The sequence below is a fragment of the Neisseria sp. P0018.S001 genome, assembly GCF_051957355.1.
GTDB classification, from domain to species: domain Bacteria; phylum Pseudomonadota; class Gammaproteobacteria; order Burkholderiales; family Neisseriaceae; genus Neisseria; species Neisseria subflava_A.
This window is the reverse complement of sequence record NZ_JBQCWN010000006.1, coordinates 108983-125036: the sequence shown is the minus strand read 5'-3', so window position 1 is coordinate 125036 and position 16054 is coordinate 108983. Positions and strand designations below refer to the sequence as shown.

General features: G+C 47.3%; 16 protein-coding genes. 8 read left to right on the top strand and 8 right to left on the bottom strand.

Annotated elements, in window-relative coordinates; translation table 11 throughout:
* Window positions 1-3: 3 nt before the first annotated feature.
* Entirely contained in the window at window positions 4-327 is a 324-nt protein-coding gene (locus tag ACTHTJ_RS05935; protein ID WP_070583678.1) for a LapA family protein, read from the bottom strand.
* A 213-nt stretch (window positions 328-540) separates the two neighbouring features.
* On the opposite strand from ACTHTJ_RS05935, the gene ilvE reads away from it, so the two are divergent.
* Window positions 541-1539: a branched-chain-amino-acid transaminase gene (gene ilvE, locus ACTHTJ_RS05930; RefSeq protein ID WP_107768908.1), complete on the top strand. Its 999-nt coding sequence runs from the start codon at window positions 541-543 to the stop codon at window positions 1537-1539.
* 1076 nt (window positions 1540-2615) lie between these two features.
* Entirely contained in the window at window positions 2616-4856 is a 2241-nt protein-coding gene (locus tag ACTHTJ_RS05925; protein WP_440360861.1) for a right-handed parallel beta-helix repeat-containing protein, read from the top strand.
* 90 nt (window positions 4857-4946) lie between these two features.
* Here the strand turns inward: ACTHTJ_RS05925 and metE are convergent, their stop codons facing one another.
* The 3 genes from metE to iscX form a co-directional block, all read right to left on the bottom strand.
* The gene (gene metE / locus ACTHTJ_RS05920) at window positions 4947-7223 is read right to left on the bottom strand and encodes a 5-methyltetrahydropteroyltriglutamate--homocysteine S-methyltransferase (RefSeq protein ID WP_070814297.1); all 2277 of its coding nucleotides are present in this window, start codon (window positions 7221-7223) and stop codon (window positions 4947-4949) included.
* An 89-nt stretch (window positions 7224-7312) separates the two neighbouring features.
* On the bottom strand, window positions 7313-8194 hold the full coding sequence (gene metF, locus ACTHTJ_RS05915) for a methylenetetrahydrofolate reductase (RefSeq protein ID WP_070583669.1): 882 nt from the start codon (window positions 8192-8194) through the stop codon (window positions 7313-7315).
* A gap of 171 nt (window positions 8195-8365) precedes the next feature.
* A complete protein-coding gene (gene iscX / locus ACTHTJ_RS05910) occupies window positions 8366-8563 on the bottom strand; it encodes a Fe-S cluster assembly protein IscX (protein WP_070583668.1) in 198 nt (65 codons plus the stop codon).
* A gap of 311 nt (window positions 8564-8874) precedes the next feature.
* On the opposite strand from iscX, the gene ACTHTJ_RS05905 reads away from it, so the two are divergent.
* Window positions 8875-9495 (top strand): hypothetical protein, encoded by a 621-nt coding sequence (locus ACTHTJ_RS05905; protein ID WP_070583666.1) that lies wholly within the window; start codon window positions 8875-8877, stop codon window positions 9493-9495.
* A 76-nt stretch (window positions 9496-9571) separates the two neighbouring features.
* On the opposite strand, the gene fdx is transcribed toward ACTHTJ_RS05905, so the two are convergent.
* From fdx to hscA, 3 genes are all read right to left on the bottom strand, one after another.
* Window positions 9572-9913, bottom strand: a complete 342-nt coding sequence (fdx, locus tag ACTHTJ_RS05900; protein WP_003745561.1) for an ISC system 2Fe-2S type ferredoxin — start codon at window positions 9911-9913, stop codon at window positions 9572-9574.
* A 92-nt stretch (window positions 9914-10005) separates the two neighbouring features.
* Window positions 10006-10368, bottom strand: coding sequence for a TIGR02328 family protein (locus ACTHTJ_RS05895; RefSeq protein ID WP_070583664.1), 363 nt, complete (start codon window positions 10366-10368; stop codon window positions 10006-10008).
* A 78-nt stretch (window positions 10369-10446) separates the two neighbouring features.
* Window positions 10447-12306, bottom strand: coding sequence for a Fe-S protein assembly chaperone HscA (gene hscA / locus ACTHTJ_RS05890; RefSeq protein ID WP_070583662.1), 1860 nt, complete (start codon window positions 12304-12306; stop codon window positions 10447-10449).
* 245 nt (window positions 12307-12551) lie between these two features.
* Between hscA and rpsF the strand changes: the two genes are divergently transcribed.
* From rpsF to mltB, 5 genes are all read left to right on the top strand, one after another.
* On the top strand, window positions 12552-12923 hold the full coding sequence (gene rpsF, locus ACTHTJ_RS05885) for a 30S ribosomal protein S6 (protein ID WP_004519252.1): 372 nt from the start codon (window positions 12552-12554) through the stop codon (window positions 12921-12923).
* On the top strand, window positions 12920-13222 hold the full coding sequence (gene priB, locus ACTHTJ_RS05880) for a primosomal replication protein N (protein ID WP_180947864.1): 303 nt from the start codon (window positions 12920-12922) through the stop codon (window positions 13220-13222). The genes rpsF and priB overlap by 4 nt, the downstream gene beginning before the upstream one ends.
* Window positions 13223-13228: 6 nt before the next feature.
* Window positions 13229-13459 carry a 30S ribosomal protein S18 gene (rpsR, locus tag ACTHTJ_RS05875; protein WP_003678863.1) on the top strand — a complete coding sequence of 77 codons (231 nt, stop codon included), beginning with the start codon at window positions 13229-13231 and terminating at the stop codon, window positions 13457-13459.
* Window positions 13460-13475: 16 nt separating this feature from the next.
* The gene (rplI, locus tag ACTHTJ_RS05870; RefSeq protein WP_036490126.1) at window positions 13476-13928 is read left to right on the top strand and encodes a 50S ribosomal protein L9; all 453 of its coding nucleotides are present in this window, start codon (window positions 13476-13478) and stop codon (window positions 13926-13928) included.
* Between the two features lie 202 nt (window positions 13929-14130).
* A complete protein-coding gene (gene mltB, locus ACTHTJ_RS05865; RefSeq protein WP_070583660.1) occupies window positions 14131-15213 on the top strand; it encodes a lytic murein transglycosylase B in 1083 nt (360 codons plus the stop codon).
* Between the two features lie 60 nt (window positions 15214-15273).
* On the opposite strand, the gene ACTHTJ_RS05860 is transcribed toward mltB, so the two are convergent.
* Window positions 15274-15987 carry an aldose epimerase family protein gene (locus tag ACTHTJ_RS05860; RefSeq protein WP_070583705.1) on the bottom strand — a complete coding sequence of 238 codons (714 nt, stop codon included), beginning with the start codon at window positions 15985-15987 and terminating at the stop codon, window positions 15274-15276.
* Window positions 15988-16054: the final 67 nt, after the last annotated feature.

Here is a 16054-nt window from a genome sequence, read left to right as displayed (position 1 = left end):
GCGTTACGCTTTGGGAGTGGCTTCGGAAGTCGTTGCCGGTGTTTCGGTTTTGACCGGGGTCAGGTCTTTTTCGGAAAGGTGGGCGTATTTTTTCACTTCGGCACGCAGGCGGTTGTTTTCGCTGCGCAGGGACAGCAGACGGCCGAAGAGGGCAAACATACCGAACACGATGCCGATAATAAAGGCACCGAAAAGCACGACAATCAGTGGCAGATTGACGTTTTGGCCGGGCAGGTAGAAGAAGGATACGGTGTGGGTATTGGTGATGGCCAGCAGGAGGAAAACAAGAAGAATCAGGATTTTGATGATGGTAGAGATGAGTTTCATGGGTTACTCCGGGTTGGCTGCGGTTGGGGCAGGCCGTCTGAAAAATGGTATCAGTTTAAACGATTTGCCGGATTTCGGATAGGACGGCATGTTTCAGACGGCAGGGGGCGGTGTCTTTATGCTGACGGGTACTTGTCAAACCTATATTGAAAGGCGTATTGTTCAGTCTTTAATTAATTTATTTTGCACATCAGAATAAGAAAGGCAATCATCATGAGCAGACCAGTTCCAGCCGTATTCGGCAGCGTTTTTCACGCTGAAATGCCCGTTATCGCTTATCGTGAAGGTAAATGGCAGCCGGTAGAATGGCAATCTTCCAAAGACCTGACAATCGCCCCCGGCGCGCACGCCTTGCATTACGGCAGCGAATGTTTTGAGGGTTTGAAGGCATTCCGTCAGGCAAACGGCAAAATCGTGATGTTCCGCCCGACCGCCAATATCGCGCGCATGCAGCAAAGCGCAGATATTCTGCACCTGCCGCGTCCTGAAACGGAAGCTTATTTGAATGCTTTGATCGAATTGGTCAAACGTTCCGCCGAGGAAATTCCTGATGCGCCTGCCGCTTTGTACCTGCGTCCGACTTTGATCGGTACCGACCCTGTGATCGGTAAGGCCGGTTCTCCTTCCGAAACTGCTTTGCTGTACATTCTGGCTTCTCCTGTCGGCGACTATTTCAAAGCCGGTTCGCCCGTTAAAATCTTGGTGGAAACCGAACACATCCGTTGCGCCCCGCACATGGGTCGTGTGAAATGCGGCGGCAACTACGCTTCCGCCATGCCTTGGGTATTGAAAGCCAAAGCAGAGCACGGTGCAAACCAAGTATTGTTCTGCCCGAATGGCGATGTTCAGGAAACCGGCGCGTCTAACTTTATCCTGATTAACGGCGATGAAATCATTACCAAACCGTTGACCGACGAATTCTTACACGGCGTTACCCGCGATTCTGTACTGACTGTTGCCAAAGATTTGGGCTACACCGTTACCGAGCGCAACTTTACTGTCGACGAGCTGAAAGCCGCGATTGAGAATGGTGCGGAAGCGATTCTGACCGGTACGGCTGCGGTTATTTCTCCGGTAACTTCTTTCGTGATTGATGGTAAAGAAATTGAAGTGAAGAGCCAAGAGCGCGGTTATGCAATCCGTAAGGCGATTACCGACATCCAATACGGTTTGGCAGAAGACAAACATGGCTGGTTGGTCGAAGTTTGTTAAATAGAACGCATTCAATAAAAAAGGCCGTCTGAAATATTTTTTCAGACGGCCTTTTTTATTGGATTTTAGAGAGGGAAGACAAATAATAAAATGCTAAATTTTACAAACAAACGGTAGCATTTTAAGATAATCGGTATATAATGCGCAATTATGTTGTAAAAATACACATTGAAAATATCGAATTTTATTGATTTTTCGATGAAGTTAAAAACATTTATAGATATTTATTTTGTATATTTTGTAAATTTAGTTAAATGGGGAATGCTAAAAACATATTGTGTTAGAATTCCCCTCCTTTTTGGCTTCGCGGTATTAACTCTGTCACGCCAAAAAAGAAAACAATGCAAGATAAAACCATTTTTATTTTGCTATAAAAATCAAAAATAACTTAACTTTGGATGAACTAATCAATTAAAAAGGGACTCTGATACATTTTCCGTCAAAAATAACCGGACACATGGTGCGCGGACAGATTACCTATAAAAGTCATCCAAGGGTTCTGTCCAAACACCATTACCGTTTTCAATCAGAAAATCGGCAGAAGGGGAAACGCTGCCGAGTTTCTCAAAGTGGCCAGCTTTATACAGGCAATTGCTGTTACGACAGAATCCGTCTTACCTCTTTATTCATCGAACTTTTTTGTTGCACGCTTGTGCGGTGGGAAAGGACGATATTTGATACAAGGAAATACGCTGATTATGTCACATAAACTTGCCCCTCTTGGCCGTACCCATATCCGTCAAGGCTCCTCAACTCCTGAAACCACTTCCGAATCATCTTCTCCTCTAAAAGAATGGATACACACCCAAAATTTTGGGGGAAGTCCGTCTGTTTTTCCTGAACCCAAGCAATTAAGCGGTAAAAATACTGTAACGAGAGATGCGGTTCATGTGGCTGAGGCGGCAAGATTAAACAGTACCTCATCATCTTCAGACGGCGTTGTAACAAAAATGCGTGTCGTACGGGCCAGTGTTGCTTCTGCAAGTAGCGTTTCCGGTAAAAATACCATTGCGTCTAAAGTAATGGACAAACAGGTTGTTTCAAAAGAGCCGGTAAACAAACCGGTTAATCAATCAATGGAAAAAATTCTGGCTGAAAAGCAAAAAAAATACGAAGAGGCTAAAGCAAAAAAAATAGCCGAAGCCGCCACAGCCAAAGCAAACGCCGTCGAGCATGCAAAAGAAGCGCATAAAGCAGCAGTCGAAAAAGCGATTGCAGAGCGTAAAGCCAAACAAGACGCTGCCCGCAAAGAAAAAGAGGCAGAAGACAGAATTGCCGAAGGAAAAAAAACAGTCGAAATTGTGCATAAAAAGATTTTGAACGATTCAGACGGCCATAACAAAGTCGTGAGTGTTTCTTCAGGCAAACAAACAGCCATGAGTCACGATAGCCACCTCAGTTCAGTCAAAGAAAACAAAATTGACGATCATGCCGAAAGCAGGGCCGGTGTCTCTGGAAAATACCGCGTGTATCAATCTAAAGAGTACGGTAATTATGTTCGCGTGAATGATTTTGGTGCCGATGCGCAGGGTAAAAAAGACAGCCTTCAGGCATTTAAAGCGGCTTTAGAAGCGGCTCATAAAGAAAAAGCCATGGTCTTCTTGGATGGTACCTACTATATTTCCAACCAGATTGTGATGGATAAAACCGTTTCCGGCGCACGCGGTTTGTTTGGTTCGGGGATGGGTAAAACCAAAGTAACGTTTGATAAGGTGCAGACAGGCGTGTTCAATCCGAACACCAACCATGATGACATTCGCCAATTTGCCGGTATCTTGATCGATGGACAAAACAATAAAACCATTGCCAACTTGTCGGTTCAATATACCAACCCTGATTTTTACCGCAAAGGCTTAAGCTATTTTGGCAAGGTAAACGGCATTTTGGTGAACGATGCGGACAATACTTTAATCAGTAAAGTAGAGGTTTCCGGTGCCAATCGTGCTGGTGTGATGTTCACGTCGACCGCTTCTTTGGAAAAGGAAAAAGGTCATAAGCTGACCTTTAAAGAGCGCGTACAAAGCGGCGAAATTGATGAAAAATATGAAGCGCTGCCTTTGGGTGAAAACAACCGTATTGTTGATTCGTATCTGCACCACAACCGCGTTGCCGGTGCGCTGATCGGTTTCCAACAAAACTTTATCGGCGAGGGCAACCGTTTGGATTGGAACGGCCACGAAGCGGACGGCGGTACCGGCTACGGTATGGCTGTGGTTGCGGGCAGCTACAATTACGGTGTCACATACCGTAAAAACACGACCAACCACAACTACCGCAAAGGCTTGGATGTGCATGATGGTACAGGCATTGTCATTGAAGACAATGTGTTAACAGGTGACCGGCTGTATGGTATTGCTGCTTACAACCGCCAGTTTTCTATGGATAAAGTCAAAATTACCGGCAATACCATTATCCAAGACCCGAGCTTCCGTTTGAATGTTGATGATGACTTGGGCAAGTACTATCACATGTATTCAGGGATTCAGGTGCAAACCAATACCCAATACAAAGATTTGCACTCGGCTAACAAAGGCTATTTCGATATCAGCAATAATGTCATTAAAAATCTGACGGTTTATCAAAACAATATTCAGACTTACGCGATTGAGTTCCGTAACCATGAAAGCAAAATGGATTACACGCTCAATATGGCAAATAACAAGATCAGCGGCGAATCCACCAAATATCTGATTGCCGTCATCAACGATACCTACGACCGCGTTTTATCTAAAAACGGCATTGGCAGCGGTACTATTACCATTAGCGGCAATGATGCCGATATCGGCAAGATTATGAAAGGCGCAGTACCGGTTTATGTGGAAGAACACCATGGCAATGTCGCTATGCATGGTGCGGTGACAATTCACAACAACAAAATTTCCGTGCGTGAAAAATCTGACGGCTATGTCGAATTTGCTTATTTGAAAAGCAATGCCAAAGAGTACAACATCACTAATAACACATTGAAACTTGGTGGTGCCCTAGATGATGTTTTGGTAGACGTATACAGTACCAACCCTAAGGGCAAGGCATCTTTAAATGTAGCCAACAATAAAATCATGACGGACATCAAAGACGAACTGTATGATTCATGGCTGCGCTTTGAAAATAACATCAAAACGTATTCAGAAGGCAATAGCCATAATGGTGCAGCACTGACAAAGGTGAATACGACCGGCAGTAAAGTTGCCTTGAGCGATATCTTGTCAGAAGCCAACTATATTGTCGCAACAACTAAAGATGCTGTGTATCACCATACTAAGAACGTGTATACATCAGGAGTGGAAGAACATCATATAACGACAGGGATTTTGTAAACTGTTGAATTCATGATATTTATTTTTTAAATATCGATAAATAAAAAAGGCCGTCTGAAAATTTTCAGACGGCCTTTCATCTAACTCACATTATTTAGCCAGTTCGGCACGCAGTTTGTGGGTTACGTTCATCATCACTTGGAGTTGTTCCAGAGTTTCTTTCCAGCCACGTGTTTTCAGGCCGCAGTCTGGGTTAACCCACAGACGTTCAACCGGTACAACCTCGATGGCTTTGCGCAACAGATGCTCAACTTCAGCTTCAGTCGGTACGCGTGGGCTGTGGATGTCGTAAACGCCCGGGCCGATGTCGTTCGGATATTTGAACTCGCCGAACGCAGTCAAGAGCTCCATGTCGGAACGTGAAGTTTCGATGGTGATGACGTCAGCGTCCATGGCGGCGATGGCAGGCAGGATGTCGTTGAACTCAGAGTAGCACATATGAGTGTGGATTTGGGTGCTGTCTTCGCAACCGGTAGAGGACAGGCGGAAAGATTCACCGGCCCAGTTCAGGTAGGCATCCCAATCGGCACGTTTCAAAGGCAGACCTTCGCGGATGGCAGGTTCGTCAATTTGGATGACTTTGATGCCGGCTTTTTCCAGATCCAATACTTCGTCGTTCAGAGCCAGTGCGATTTGTTTGCACACGGTAGAGCGAGGAATATCGTTGCGGACGAAAGACCATTGCAGAATGGTTACAGGACCGGTCAACATACCTTTCATCGGGCGGTTGGTCAGGCTTTGTGCGTAAGTAGACCAGGCGACAGTCATGGCTTCAGGACGGCTTACGTCACCGAAGATGATAGGTGGTTTAACGCAGCGTGAGCCGTAGCTTTGTACCCAGCCGTATTGGGTGAATGCAAAACCGCTCAACAGTTCGCCGAAGTATTCGACCATGTCGTTACGCTCGGCTTCGCCGTGTACCAGTACGTCCAAGTCCAGTTTTTCTTGCTCTTCAACCACCAAGGCGATTTCTTTTTTCATCGCAGCTTCGTAATCGGCGGCAGACAGTTCGCCTTTTTTGAAGGCTGCGCGTGCTTGGCGGATTTCGGTAGTTTGTGGGAAAGAACCGATGTTGGTAGTCGGCAGCAGAGGCAGGTTCAACCATGCTTGTTGCGCTTTGATACGGTCGGCAAATGGAGATTTGCGTTGGTCTGCGTTGGCAGGCAAATCGGCCAGGCGTTTGGCAACGTCTGCACGGTGGATTTCGCTGCTGTTGGCACGGGAGTCGGCAGCAGCTTGGCTGGCGGCCAGTTCTTCGGCAACAGAATCACGACCTTCATTCAATGCGGCTTTCAGAACGCGCAATTCTTGGGTTTTTTGCAGGGTGAATGCCAACCAAGAGTACAGGTCAGGTTTATTGGCTTTCAGTTTTTCTTCAACTGACAAGTCAAATGGAGTGTGCAGCAGAGAGCAAGAGCTGGAGATCCACAAACGGTCGCCCAGTTTGGCTTGCAGAGGCTCAACAGTTTCCAAAACTTTGTTCAGGTTGGCGCGCCAAATGTTGCGGCCGTCGATAACGCCGGCAGACAGAACCTTGTCGTAGTCGGCAAATGCGTCCAGTTGCTCAGGGGCGCGTACCAAGTCGATGTGCAGGCCGTCAACAGGCAGGGATTTCAGCAAAGCAGCGTGTTCGGCAACAGAACCGAAGTAAGTGCTCAACAAGATTTTGGCGTTTACTTTGCTCAAAGTGGCGTAAACGTCTTTGTAGGCTTCCACCCATTCTTTAGGCAGGTCGACAGCTAAAGCAGGCTCGTCGATTTGAATCCATTCGGCACCGGCTTCAACCAAAGCGTTCAGGATTTCAACGTAAACAGGCAACAGTTTAGGCAACAGGCTCAGACGGTCGAATTCGACAGCGCCTTTTTCTTTACCTACCCACAGGAAAGTCAATGGGCCGACGATGGTCGGTTTGGCTTTCAGACCCAAAGCTTGGGCTTCTTGCAGTTGTTGAACGTAGTGTTTGGCGTTGGCTTTGAATTCGGTATCGGCGTGGAATTCAGGCACCAAGTAGTGGTAGTTGGTGTCGAACCATTTGGTCATTTCGATAGCGAATTGGTCTTTGTTACCACGCGCCAGTTGGAAGAATTGTTCCAAAGACAGGTTTTGGCTGTCGAAGCCGAAACGGGCAGGGATGGCACCGGTGGCAACTTGCAGGTCGAGGATGTGGTCGTAGAAAGTGAAATCGCCTACGGCAACGTAATCAGCGTTGGCCGCGGCTTGGTGTTTCCAGTTTTTCTCGCGCAAGTCTTTAGCAACAGCCAGCAATTCTTGCTCGCTGATTTCTTTGCGCCAGTATTTTTCTTGTGCGAATTTCAATTCGCGGAAGGCACCGACGCGCGGGAAGCCTGAAAAATGCAATGTTGTCATGTTAACTCTCCTAGTTGGAATTTTGAATCAGGCCGGTATGGCCTGAATGTTCGATATTGTAAATCAGAATGGGGAGGCCGTCTGTTTTATTAACGCGGACGCACGCCCAAAATATGGCAGATGGCGTAAGTTAGTTCGCTGCGGTTGAGGGTGTAGAAGTGGAAGTCTTTGACACCTTCGCGCGAGAGGACTTTGACCATGTCGATGGCGATGCTGGCGGCAACAAGGTTGCGCGTGCCTTGGTCATCATCCAAACCTTCGTACATTTTAGACAGCCAGCTTGGGATTTTGACGTTGGTCACTTGGGCCATTTTGGTCAATTGTTTGAAATTGGTTACGGGCAGGATGCCGGGAACGATTTCAACGTCAATGCCCATCATCACGCAACGGTCGCGGAAGCGCAGATAGCTTTCCACGTCGAAAAAGAATTGGGTAATAACGTGGTTTGCGCCCGCATCGATTTTGCGTTTCAGATTGATTAAGTCGGCTTGTGCGGATTTGGCTTCCGGGTGCACTTCTGGATAGGCTGCTACGGAAATATCAAAGTCGGCAACGGAGCGCAACAGCTTGACCAAATCTTCGGCATAGAAAGGTTTTTTCTCGTAGCCGGGCGGCTCGTCGCCACGCAGGGCGACAATGCGGCGGATACCGCTGTCCCAATAATCTTTGGCGATTTGGCGTAACTCGTCAGGGCTGGCATCGATACCAGTCAAGTGAGGGGCGGCTTCAAGGCCGGTTTCTTGTTTGATGCGTTTAACGATACTGTGTGTGCGGTCGCGTTCGCCGGAGTTTGCACCGTAGGTTACGGAAACGAATTTCGGATGCAAGGTTTGCAGACGATGGATGGAATCCCACAGCATGGTTTCCATTTGTTCGTTTTTCGGCGGGAAAAATTCGAATGAAACATTGATGTCGCCTTTCAAATCGGAAAGGCTGTTGTTTAAAGCGGCGATTTCTCGAGCGTGATTCATGGTTATGCACCTTCTGCATATCTTTTATTTGTTGTCAGGTTGCATAATAAATTTGAGGTTGGTATGAGTCAATTTCGAAATTTTCCGAAATTGTATGAATAGATTTAATAAAGACCTCAGGCCGTCTGAAAAAACAGCCTGAGGTCTTGTTTGATAGGGAAGGGAGAAAGATTATTCTGCTTCATCTATCCATGCTTGTTGCACGGCTTCGAGAATACGCTCGCCGCAACGCGCCGGATCATCGTCAAATTCAGGCAGAGTCATAATCAAATCACGCAGTTGGGTAAAACGAACGGTTTTCGGGTCGATGCTGTCGCCGTGTAAATCGTAGAGTTCTTCGGCGATGCGTTGAGTATCTGTCCATTTCATGATGTGTTCCTTTATTGGGTTTCGACTATTGCCAATTATTTTAATCAAGAAGAAGTCGGACTGCCAGATTGTTTTACGGAAGAAGGGCAGATAAATGATGGCGCTATTTTTTAACAAAATAGCATAGTTGCGTTAAAATACGGCAAGACACTTAAAATTCACGGCATATTCCTTTTGAATCTACCGTTTTATACTTTCTATTCCGTTTTGAATGATTTGGTTTCCATGCAAAATTTACATTTCGCTATGCAACCAAATTTTTTGGAACGGCTCTTAAGACAATCCATCGCTTAAAAATAAAAGGAAAAAAGATGAATAACGCACTCAACGCCAAGCTGTCCAAACTGATTTACGCGCTCGCTTCCGATGAGCCGGAGTATCTGTCCAAAGCAGGTGCATTTGACCGTTTGCTGTTGTTGGTTCGCGAATTTTATCGGATGCTGGACGAAACAGAAGGTTTGAAACAGCTGGTGTTCCGTCTGTATTACGGCAAACATTATGGCTTGATTAAACTGGATGCTGCTTCATCCAATGACGATGCAGGCGCATTGAGGTTGAAACGTTGGATGGTTTATTCGCGCATCGCCGAGCGTATCGAAAATTGCAGCAAGCATTTGTCGGTCGTGCTTGAAGATGCGGTGTTGGAAAATGGCGCGGACAAATCGCGTTATATAGAGGAAGCCAATGCCATTATCGAGCGTTTCGGTTTGGCAAGGGATGAGGCTGCACTTTCGGCGATTGAGGCAGAGGAAGCTTTGAAGGCTGAGGCTGAACTGCCGACAGTCAACAAATCTCAGAACGTTGCTCCCCGTTATAACGGCAATCTGCATCAAATCAGAATGCAAGAAAAAATTGAAAATTACTCCGCTACGCAGAAAGTGGCCTCCATGCAGATTTCGCGTATGCGTTTTATTTTTCCTCATATCAAATAGTTTGCCGCATAAGCAACAGGCCGTCTGAAAACCATGAATTTGTGGTTTCAGACGGCCTTTTTCATTAAGCCTTGTTCTAGTGGTCTTCACGTGCATGGTTGATCGTATATTTGGGAATTTCTACGACCAAATCTTCATCGGCAACAACTGCCTGACAGCTCAAGCGTGAATCGGCTTCCAAGCCCCATGCCTGGTCGAGCAGGTCTTCTTCCAGTTCGCTCGGCTCTTCCAAGCTGTCAAAACCTTTGCGGATGATAACGTGGCAGGTGGTGCAGGCGCAGGATTTTTCACAGGCGTGATCGACTTCGATATCGTGGTCGAGCAGTACGTCAAGGACGGTTTGACCTTCCGGTGCGTCTTCGATAACCGCGCCTTCGGGGCATAATGTCGCGTGTGGGAGTACGGTAATTTTTGGCATTTTTATTGTCTCGGTTGTTTAAGAGTGGTTGTGGTTAAAGTAGTTTCAGACGGCCTTGGGTATTCAATATTCAGGCCGTCTGAAAAATGGGTTTATAACATGATGCCTTTACTTTTTAAATTTTCCAGACATTCGTCCAAGTAAGCATCATCATGTTCGGCATAAATCGGCGAAGTAGCTGTTTCAGCCGCGTGCGAATGGTATGGGGCAATGGCTTTGCCGCGATATAGCGGGTCTTTCCATAAGGCATCGGGTTTGTAACCGCGCTTTTCCATCTCTTCCATAATCAAGGAATGGTAAAGATAGAGTTTGTAGGGCGAATGGGTAAAAACGTAATTTACCGTTGCATGCGTCCTGCCCCAGCCCGCCCCGCGTAAAGCAGCGCATTCGCGGTGTTGCCCCAAAAGCTGGGCACGGGGGAGTAGGGGGATAAGGGTTTGGTGCCAGAGTCGCATAAAAGAAATCGTTTCAGTTTTTGGATATTTAGATAGACGACCTTTGTATCTTCCGAGGCCGTCTGAAACTGTTTGCCGTCAAATATCATCCACACTCTGCCCTGTCAGCGCACGTTGGATGTTGCGGTTCATGCGTTTGGCGGCGAAGTTGTCAGTGCTGTGGCTGAGTTTGGCGACGGCGGCGCGGATGTCTTCGGCTTTGCCGTCTTTCAGATAGCCTTGCAAAGCGGCGATGTCTTGTTGAATCTGTTGCAATTCTTCGGCTTCCAATAAATCGCTGTCCAACTCAAGGGCGGCATTGACGGCGTCGGTCAGGCTTTCGGCTTCGACTACGGCTTCGGCGCGTGCGCGTGCGGCCATGTCTTCGGCGGCGTTGTTCATACTGTCTTTGAGCATTTGGGTGATGGTGCTGTCGTCTAAACCGTAGGAAGGTTTGACTTCGATTTGCGCCTGTACGCCGGTGCTTTGTTCTTGTGCGGAAACAGACAGCAAACCGTCGGCGTCAACTTGGAAGGTTACGCGGATACGCGCTGCGCCTGCGGCCATCGGCGGAATGCCGCGCAGGGTAAATTTGGCCAGGCTGCGGCAGTCGGAAACGAGTTCGCGCTCGCCTTGTACGACGTGTATCGTCATGGCGGTCTGGCCGTCTTTGAAAGTAGTGAAGTCCTGCGCGCGCGCGGTAGGAATGGTGGAGTTGCGCGGGATGATTTTCTCAGCAAGGCCGCCATAGGTTTCCAAACCGAGCGACAGGGGGGTAACGTCCAGCAGCAGCCATTCGCCGTCGGTTTTGTTGCCGGCAAGGACATTTGCCTGTATGGCGGCACCGAGTGCAACCACTTCGTCTGGGTTGAGGTTGTTTAGCGGAGTTTGTCCAAAGAAGGTGGCGACCGCTTGTTGAACATGTAACATGCGGGTCGAGCCGCCGACCATAATCACGCCTTTAATGTCGGCTTTGGTCACGCCTGCGTCTTTCAGTGCTTGTTTGACCGGCTCTATGGTTTTTTGCACCAGATTTTGGGTCAGATTGTGAAACTCTTGGCGGGTAATGACAGTATGGACTTTATGGCCGTCTGAAAGTGTAGTTTCGATGACGGCTTCGGTTTGAGTGGTCAGTTTTTCTTTGGCGGCACGGACAAGGGAAAGCAGAAGCTGGCTGTCTTGTTCGTTGAGTTTGGAAAGGTCGTTTTGTTCCAGCAGGTGGCAGAACAAGCGATGGTCGAAGTCGTCGCCGCCCAATGCGCTGTTGCCGCCGGTGGCTTTGACTTCAAACAGGCCTTTAGTCAGTTGCAATACGGATACGTCGAATGTGCCGCCGCCCAAGTCATAAACGACAAACGTGCCTTCTGAGGCGTTGTCCAGTCCGTAGGCGATTGCGGCGGCAGTCGGCTCGTTGAGCAGGCGCAATACATTCAAGCCTGCCAAACGCGCGGCATCTTTGGTGGCTTGACGTTGGGCATCGTCGAAATAGGCAGGAACGGTAATGACGGCGCCGACCAAATCGCCGCCCAATGTTTCTTCGGCGCGCAATTTGAGGGCTTTGAGGATTTCTGCCGATACTTCGATAGGCGTTTTCGCACCTTGACGGGTGTTTAATTCGACCACGCGCTCATTGGGGGTAAATTGATAGGGCAGGTATTGCGCATCTTGTGTAAGGTCGGTAAGGGTGCGGCCGATCAGGCGTTTGGCGGAGCTGACGGTATTTAGCGGATCGGTTTTTTGGGCAGAAAGGGCGTTTTTGCCGACTTCGACTCCGCCATCCAAATAACGGACAACCGAAGGCAGGGTGGTACGGCCGTCTGAATCGGGCAGGCAGACTGCGCTGCCGCTGCGTATGGTGGCCACCAAGCTGTTGGTTGTGCCTAAATCAATGCCTACGGCGAGGCGGTGTTGATGGGGGGCGGCGGACATGCCGGGTTCGGAAATCTGCAAAAGAGCCATGATTGTGTGCCTTCTGATGCTGTATTTATTAGGATGGGGCAGATTTTAGCAGATTTTTAGCAGATAGTTGAGTGGTTTGCTAGGAAATAACCCTAAGGCCTAATGTTGTTTTTTAATTGAAAAGAAAGTGGATTTTGAATCCGGACTTGTATTTTTTAAGAAATGCGGATAAAATTCAGCCTCTTTGCCTTGCCTTTTACTTCGCATGGTGAAAGGCTGTTTTTAATCATCCATAAGGAGATAACATGCGTCATTACGAGATCGTGTTTATCGTTCATCCTGATCAAAGCGAGCAAGTGCCTGCTATGGTTGAGCGTTACAAAACCATGATTACTGAAGCCAACGGTAAAATCCACCGTTTGGAAGACTGGGGCCGTCGTCAATTGGCTTACCCAATCAACAAAATCCACAAAGCACACTATGTTTTGATGAATATCGAAACTACTCCTGAAGTGGTTGAAGAGTTGGAAACTGCTTTCCGCTTCAATGATGCCGTACTGCGTCACCTGACCATCAAAACAAAACACGCTGTAACTGAAGCTTCCCCAATGCTGGGTGGCGAAAAAGCAAAAAACTTGCTGAACGGTGCGGCTGAAGAAGTTGCAGCAGCCGAATAAGATTGAATAATCTGATTAAGCTTACCGCCCGTATCTTGCAGGTTCAGCCTTTGAGATATACGCCGGCAGGAATTCCTGTTTTAGATATTGTGTTGCAACATGAATCTTGGCAGGAAGAAAACGGACAGAAATGTCTGGTCAAATTTGAAATTCCTGCACGGATTTTAGGTAAGCAGGCTGAGGAATGGCAGTATCGGCAAGATGCCGTCATCGAGTCGGAAGGTTTTTTGGCGCAACGCAGCCAACGCTTCCCCAAGCCGGTACTACGCATACAGAACATTAAAGAATATAAAGGTTAAACGACAATGGCTCGTCAATCATTCAAACGTAGAAAATTCTGCCGCTTTACGGCTGAAAAAATCCAAGAAGTTGATTACAAACAAGTTGATTTGTTGAAAGACTTCATCTCTGAAAACGGCAAAATCATCCCTGCCCGCATTACTGGTACTAAAGCACACTACCAACGTCAGTTGGCTACTGCTGTGAAACGTGCCCGTTTCCTGGCTCTGTTGCCTTACACCGATCAACACAAATAATTTTGGAGTTTAAATCATGCAAATTATTCTGTTAGAAAAAATCGGCGGTCTGGGTAACTTGGGTGATATCGTTACCGTTAAAAACGGTTACGCACGCAACTTCCTGATCCCTGCCGGTAAAGCAAAACGTGCAACCGAAGCCAACATGAAAGAATTCGAAGCACGCCGCGCTGAATTGGAAGCCAAACAAGCTGAAATCTTGGCTGATGCTAAAGCCCGTCAAGAAAAACTGGAAGGCCAAACCATTACTGTTGCTCAAAAAGCCGGTGTTGATGGTCGTCTGTTCGGTTCTGTTACCAATGCTGACATCGCTGAAGCGATTGTTGCTACCGGTATCCAAGCTGCTAAAGCAAACGTACGTCTGCCTAACGGTCCTCTGAAAGCTGTTGGCGAATACGAAGTTGAAGTGGCTCTGCACACCGACGCTGTTGCTAAAATTACCGTTGCTGTTGTTGCAGCCGCTGAGTAATTGATTCATTCAAGGCCGTCTGAAAATCAAGGGTTTCCTTGAATTTCAGACGGCCTTGTTTATCTGCTTGAGCCGAATTAAGTAAATATCGATTTGTCTATATTTTTTAAGTCTGTCTGGAAATATAGCGGAAGAGATGATGTATTGGCCGAATATTCATTCGTGTTCGGGTTTGTCGTATTATTTAGTAAAGAGATTATTTATGAATAAAATCAAAATCTTTGGGATAGGTCTGACTGCTTTGGCTTTAGCTTCATGCGGCACTCCGCAAAAGCCTGCTGTTGATACGGCAAAACCTGTCGAGCCTGTTTCCTCTGCAAAACGACCTGTATTTGATGCTGCGGCTGAATCTGTTGCCAGCAGTGGTTTTAATGAAAACGTCAATGTTCAGCAGTTTATCCAATATGAAGTGAAAAACCGTCGTTTCAGTGCGGAAGAATTGCGTAACTTCTTCAATGGCGTGGTGTATAAAGGCAATATTATTACCATTATGTACCGCCCAAGCACTTCGCGTCCGTGGTATGAATTCCGTACCGGTAACTCCGGTGTAGCCAAATTTAACGGCGGCAGACAATTCTATGCGGCAAACCGTGCCGTAATCGATGATGTGGCGCGCAAATACGGCGTACCTGCCGAATTGATTGTGGCGATTCTCGGTATTGAAACCAATTACGGCAAAAATACGGGCAGCTTCCGCGTTGCCGATGCCTTGAGTACATTGGCCTTTGATTATCCCCGCCGTGCCGAATTTTTCCAAAACGAATTGAGCGAATTTTTGCTGATGGCAAAAGAAGAAAAAGAAAATATTTTTGACTTCAAAGGCAGCTATGCTGGCGCGATGGGCATGCCGCAATTTATGCCTTCAAGCTACCGTAAATGGGCGGTGGACTATGATGGTGATGGTCATCGCGATATTTGGAATAATGTCGGCGATGTGGCGGCTTCTGTTGCCAATTATATGAAACAGCATGGTTGGCAGACCGGCGGTAAGATGGTTGTGCCGGTCAGTCTGACGATTACTCCACACTTGCAGGCGATTATCGATGAGAAAACTGCCTTGACGCGCACTGTCGCAGATTTCAAAGCTTTGGGTGTCGTGCCTCAAGCTGCTGTTGCGGATAATGAAAAGGCTGTATTGTATGCTTTGGAAACCAGCCCGGGCGTATTTGAATACTATTTGGGCCTGAATAACTTCTACACGGTATGGCAATATAACCACAGCCGCATGTATGTAACAGCGGTACGCGATATTGCGAATGCAATCAATAATAATAATGGCCTGTAAGCCATAAGAAAACCACCCGTTTGGGTGGTTTTTAAGTATTTATGACTTTTGCAGAACAATTTAAGCTGTTAGTCTGATTTTCATGGCGTAACGTTTTTTGCTGTGCCCTGAAACAAATTGTCCGCCTCGGGCAGGGGATAAAAACGCATTGCCTTCTGCGGTTGGTTCCGCACAAGTATATTGACCGTTTCGATCGCTCCAGAGGGCATACACAGGTAGATTGTGGGTGCGGATATCCAGTTTCAAGCCGTCAAATGCAACGTGTGCATCCTGGTCGGAGGAAACAAATTCGGTATGGGAGATATAGTCGGCATCGTATGGGGCGCCGTTGAAATCAAATTGTGTGCCAGCGGCGGTAAAGTAGGGGTGGAATCCCGGGGATGTGCGGACGGGCGATTCGCCGTAATTGCAGACAGTTAGGATGGCGATAGCTTCATCTTCGTTAGGCAGGCTGTAATCAAGCAACCATTCGACGTGTTCATAGCCTTTTTCTGTGCTGATTAATTTCAAACCGATATCCGATTCATTTTGATGGCGGATTTCCCAGTCTGAAGTTCTGCCGAAACCATGTTGGGCCAGATGATTTTTGCTGTCCGGTCCGAATTGGGGTAAGCAAACGTGCATACCGCCGCGTAATTTTGTGTCATTGGCGACTTGAACGCTGGTTTTCGGAAATAAGACTTCCCGTCCTTTTAGAGTCAGGGAGTCAATATATCCGCCCATCGTATTGACTCGCATAGTGGCTGATTGATTGCGTAGTATGATTTCAGACATAATGATTTGAGCTTCAAATTGTTTATCATTTGTGTAGCATTCTAACATTGCGATGACATGCTGTCGC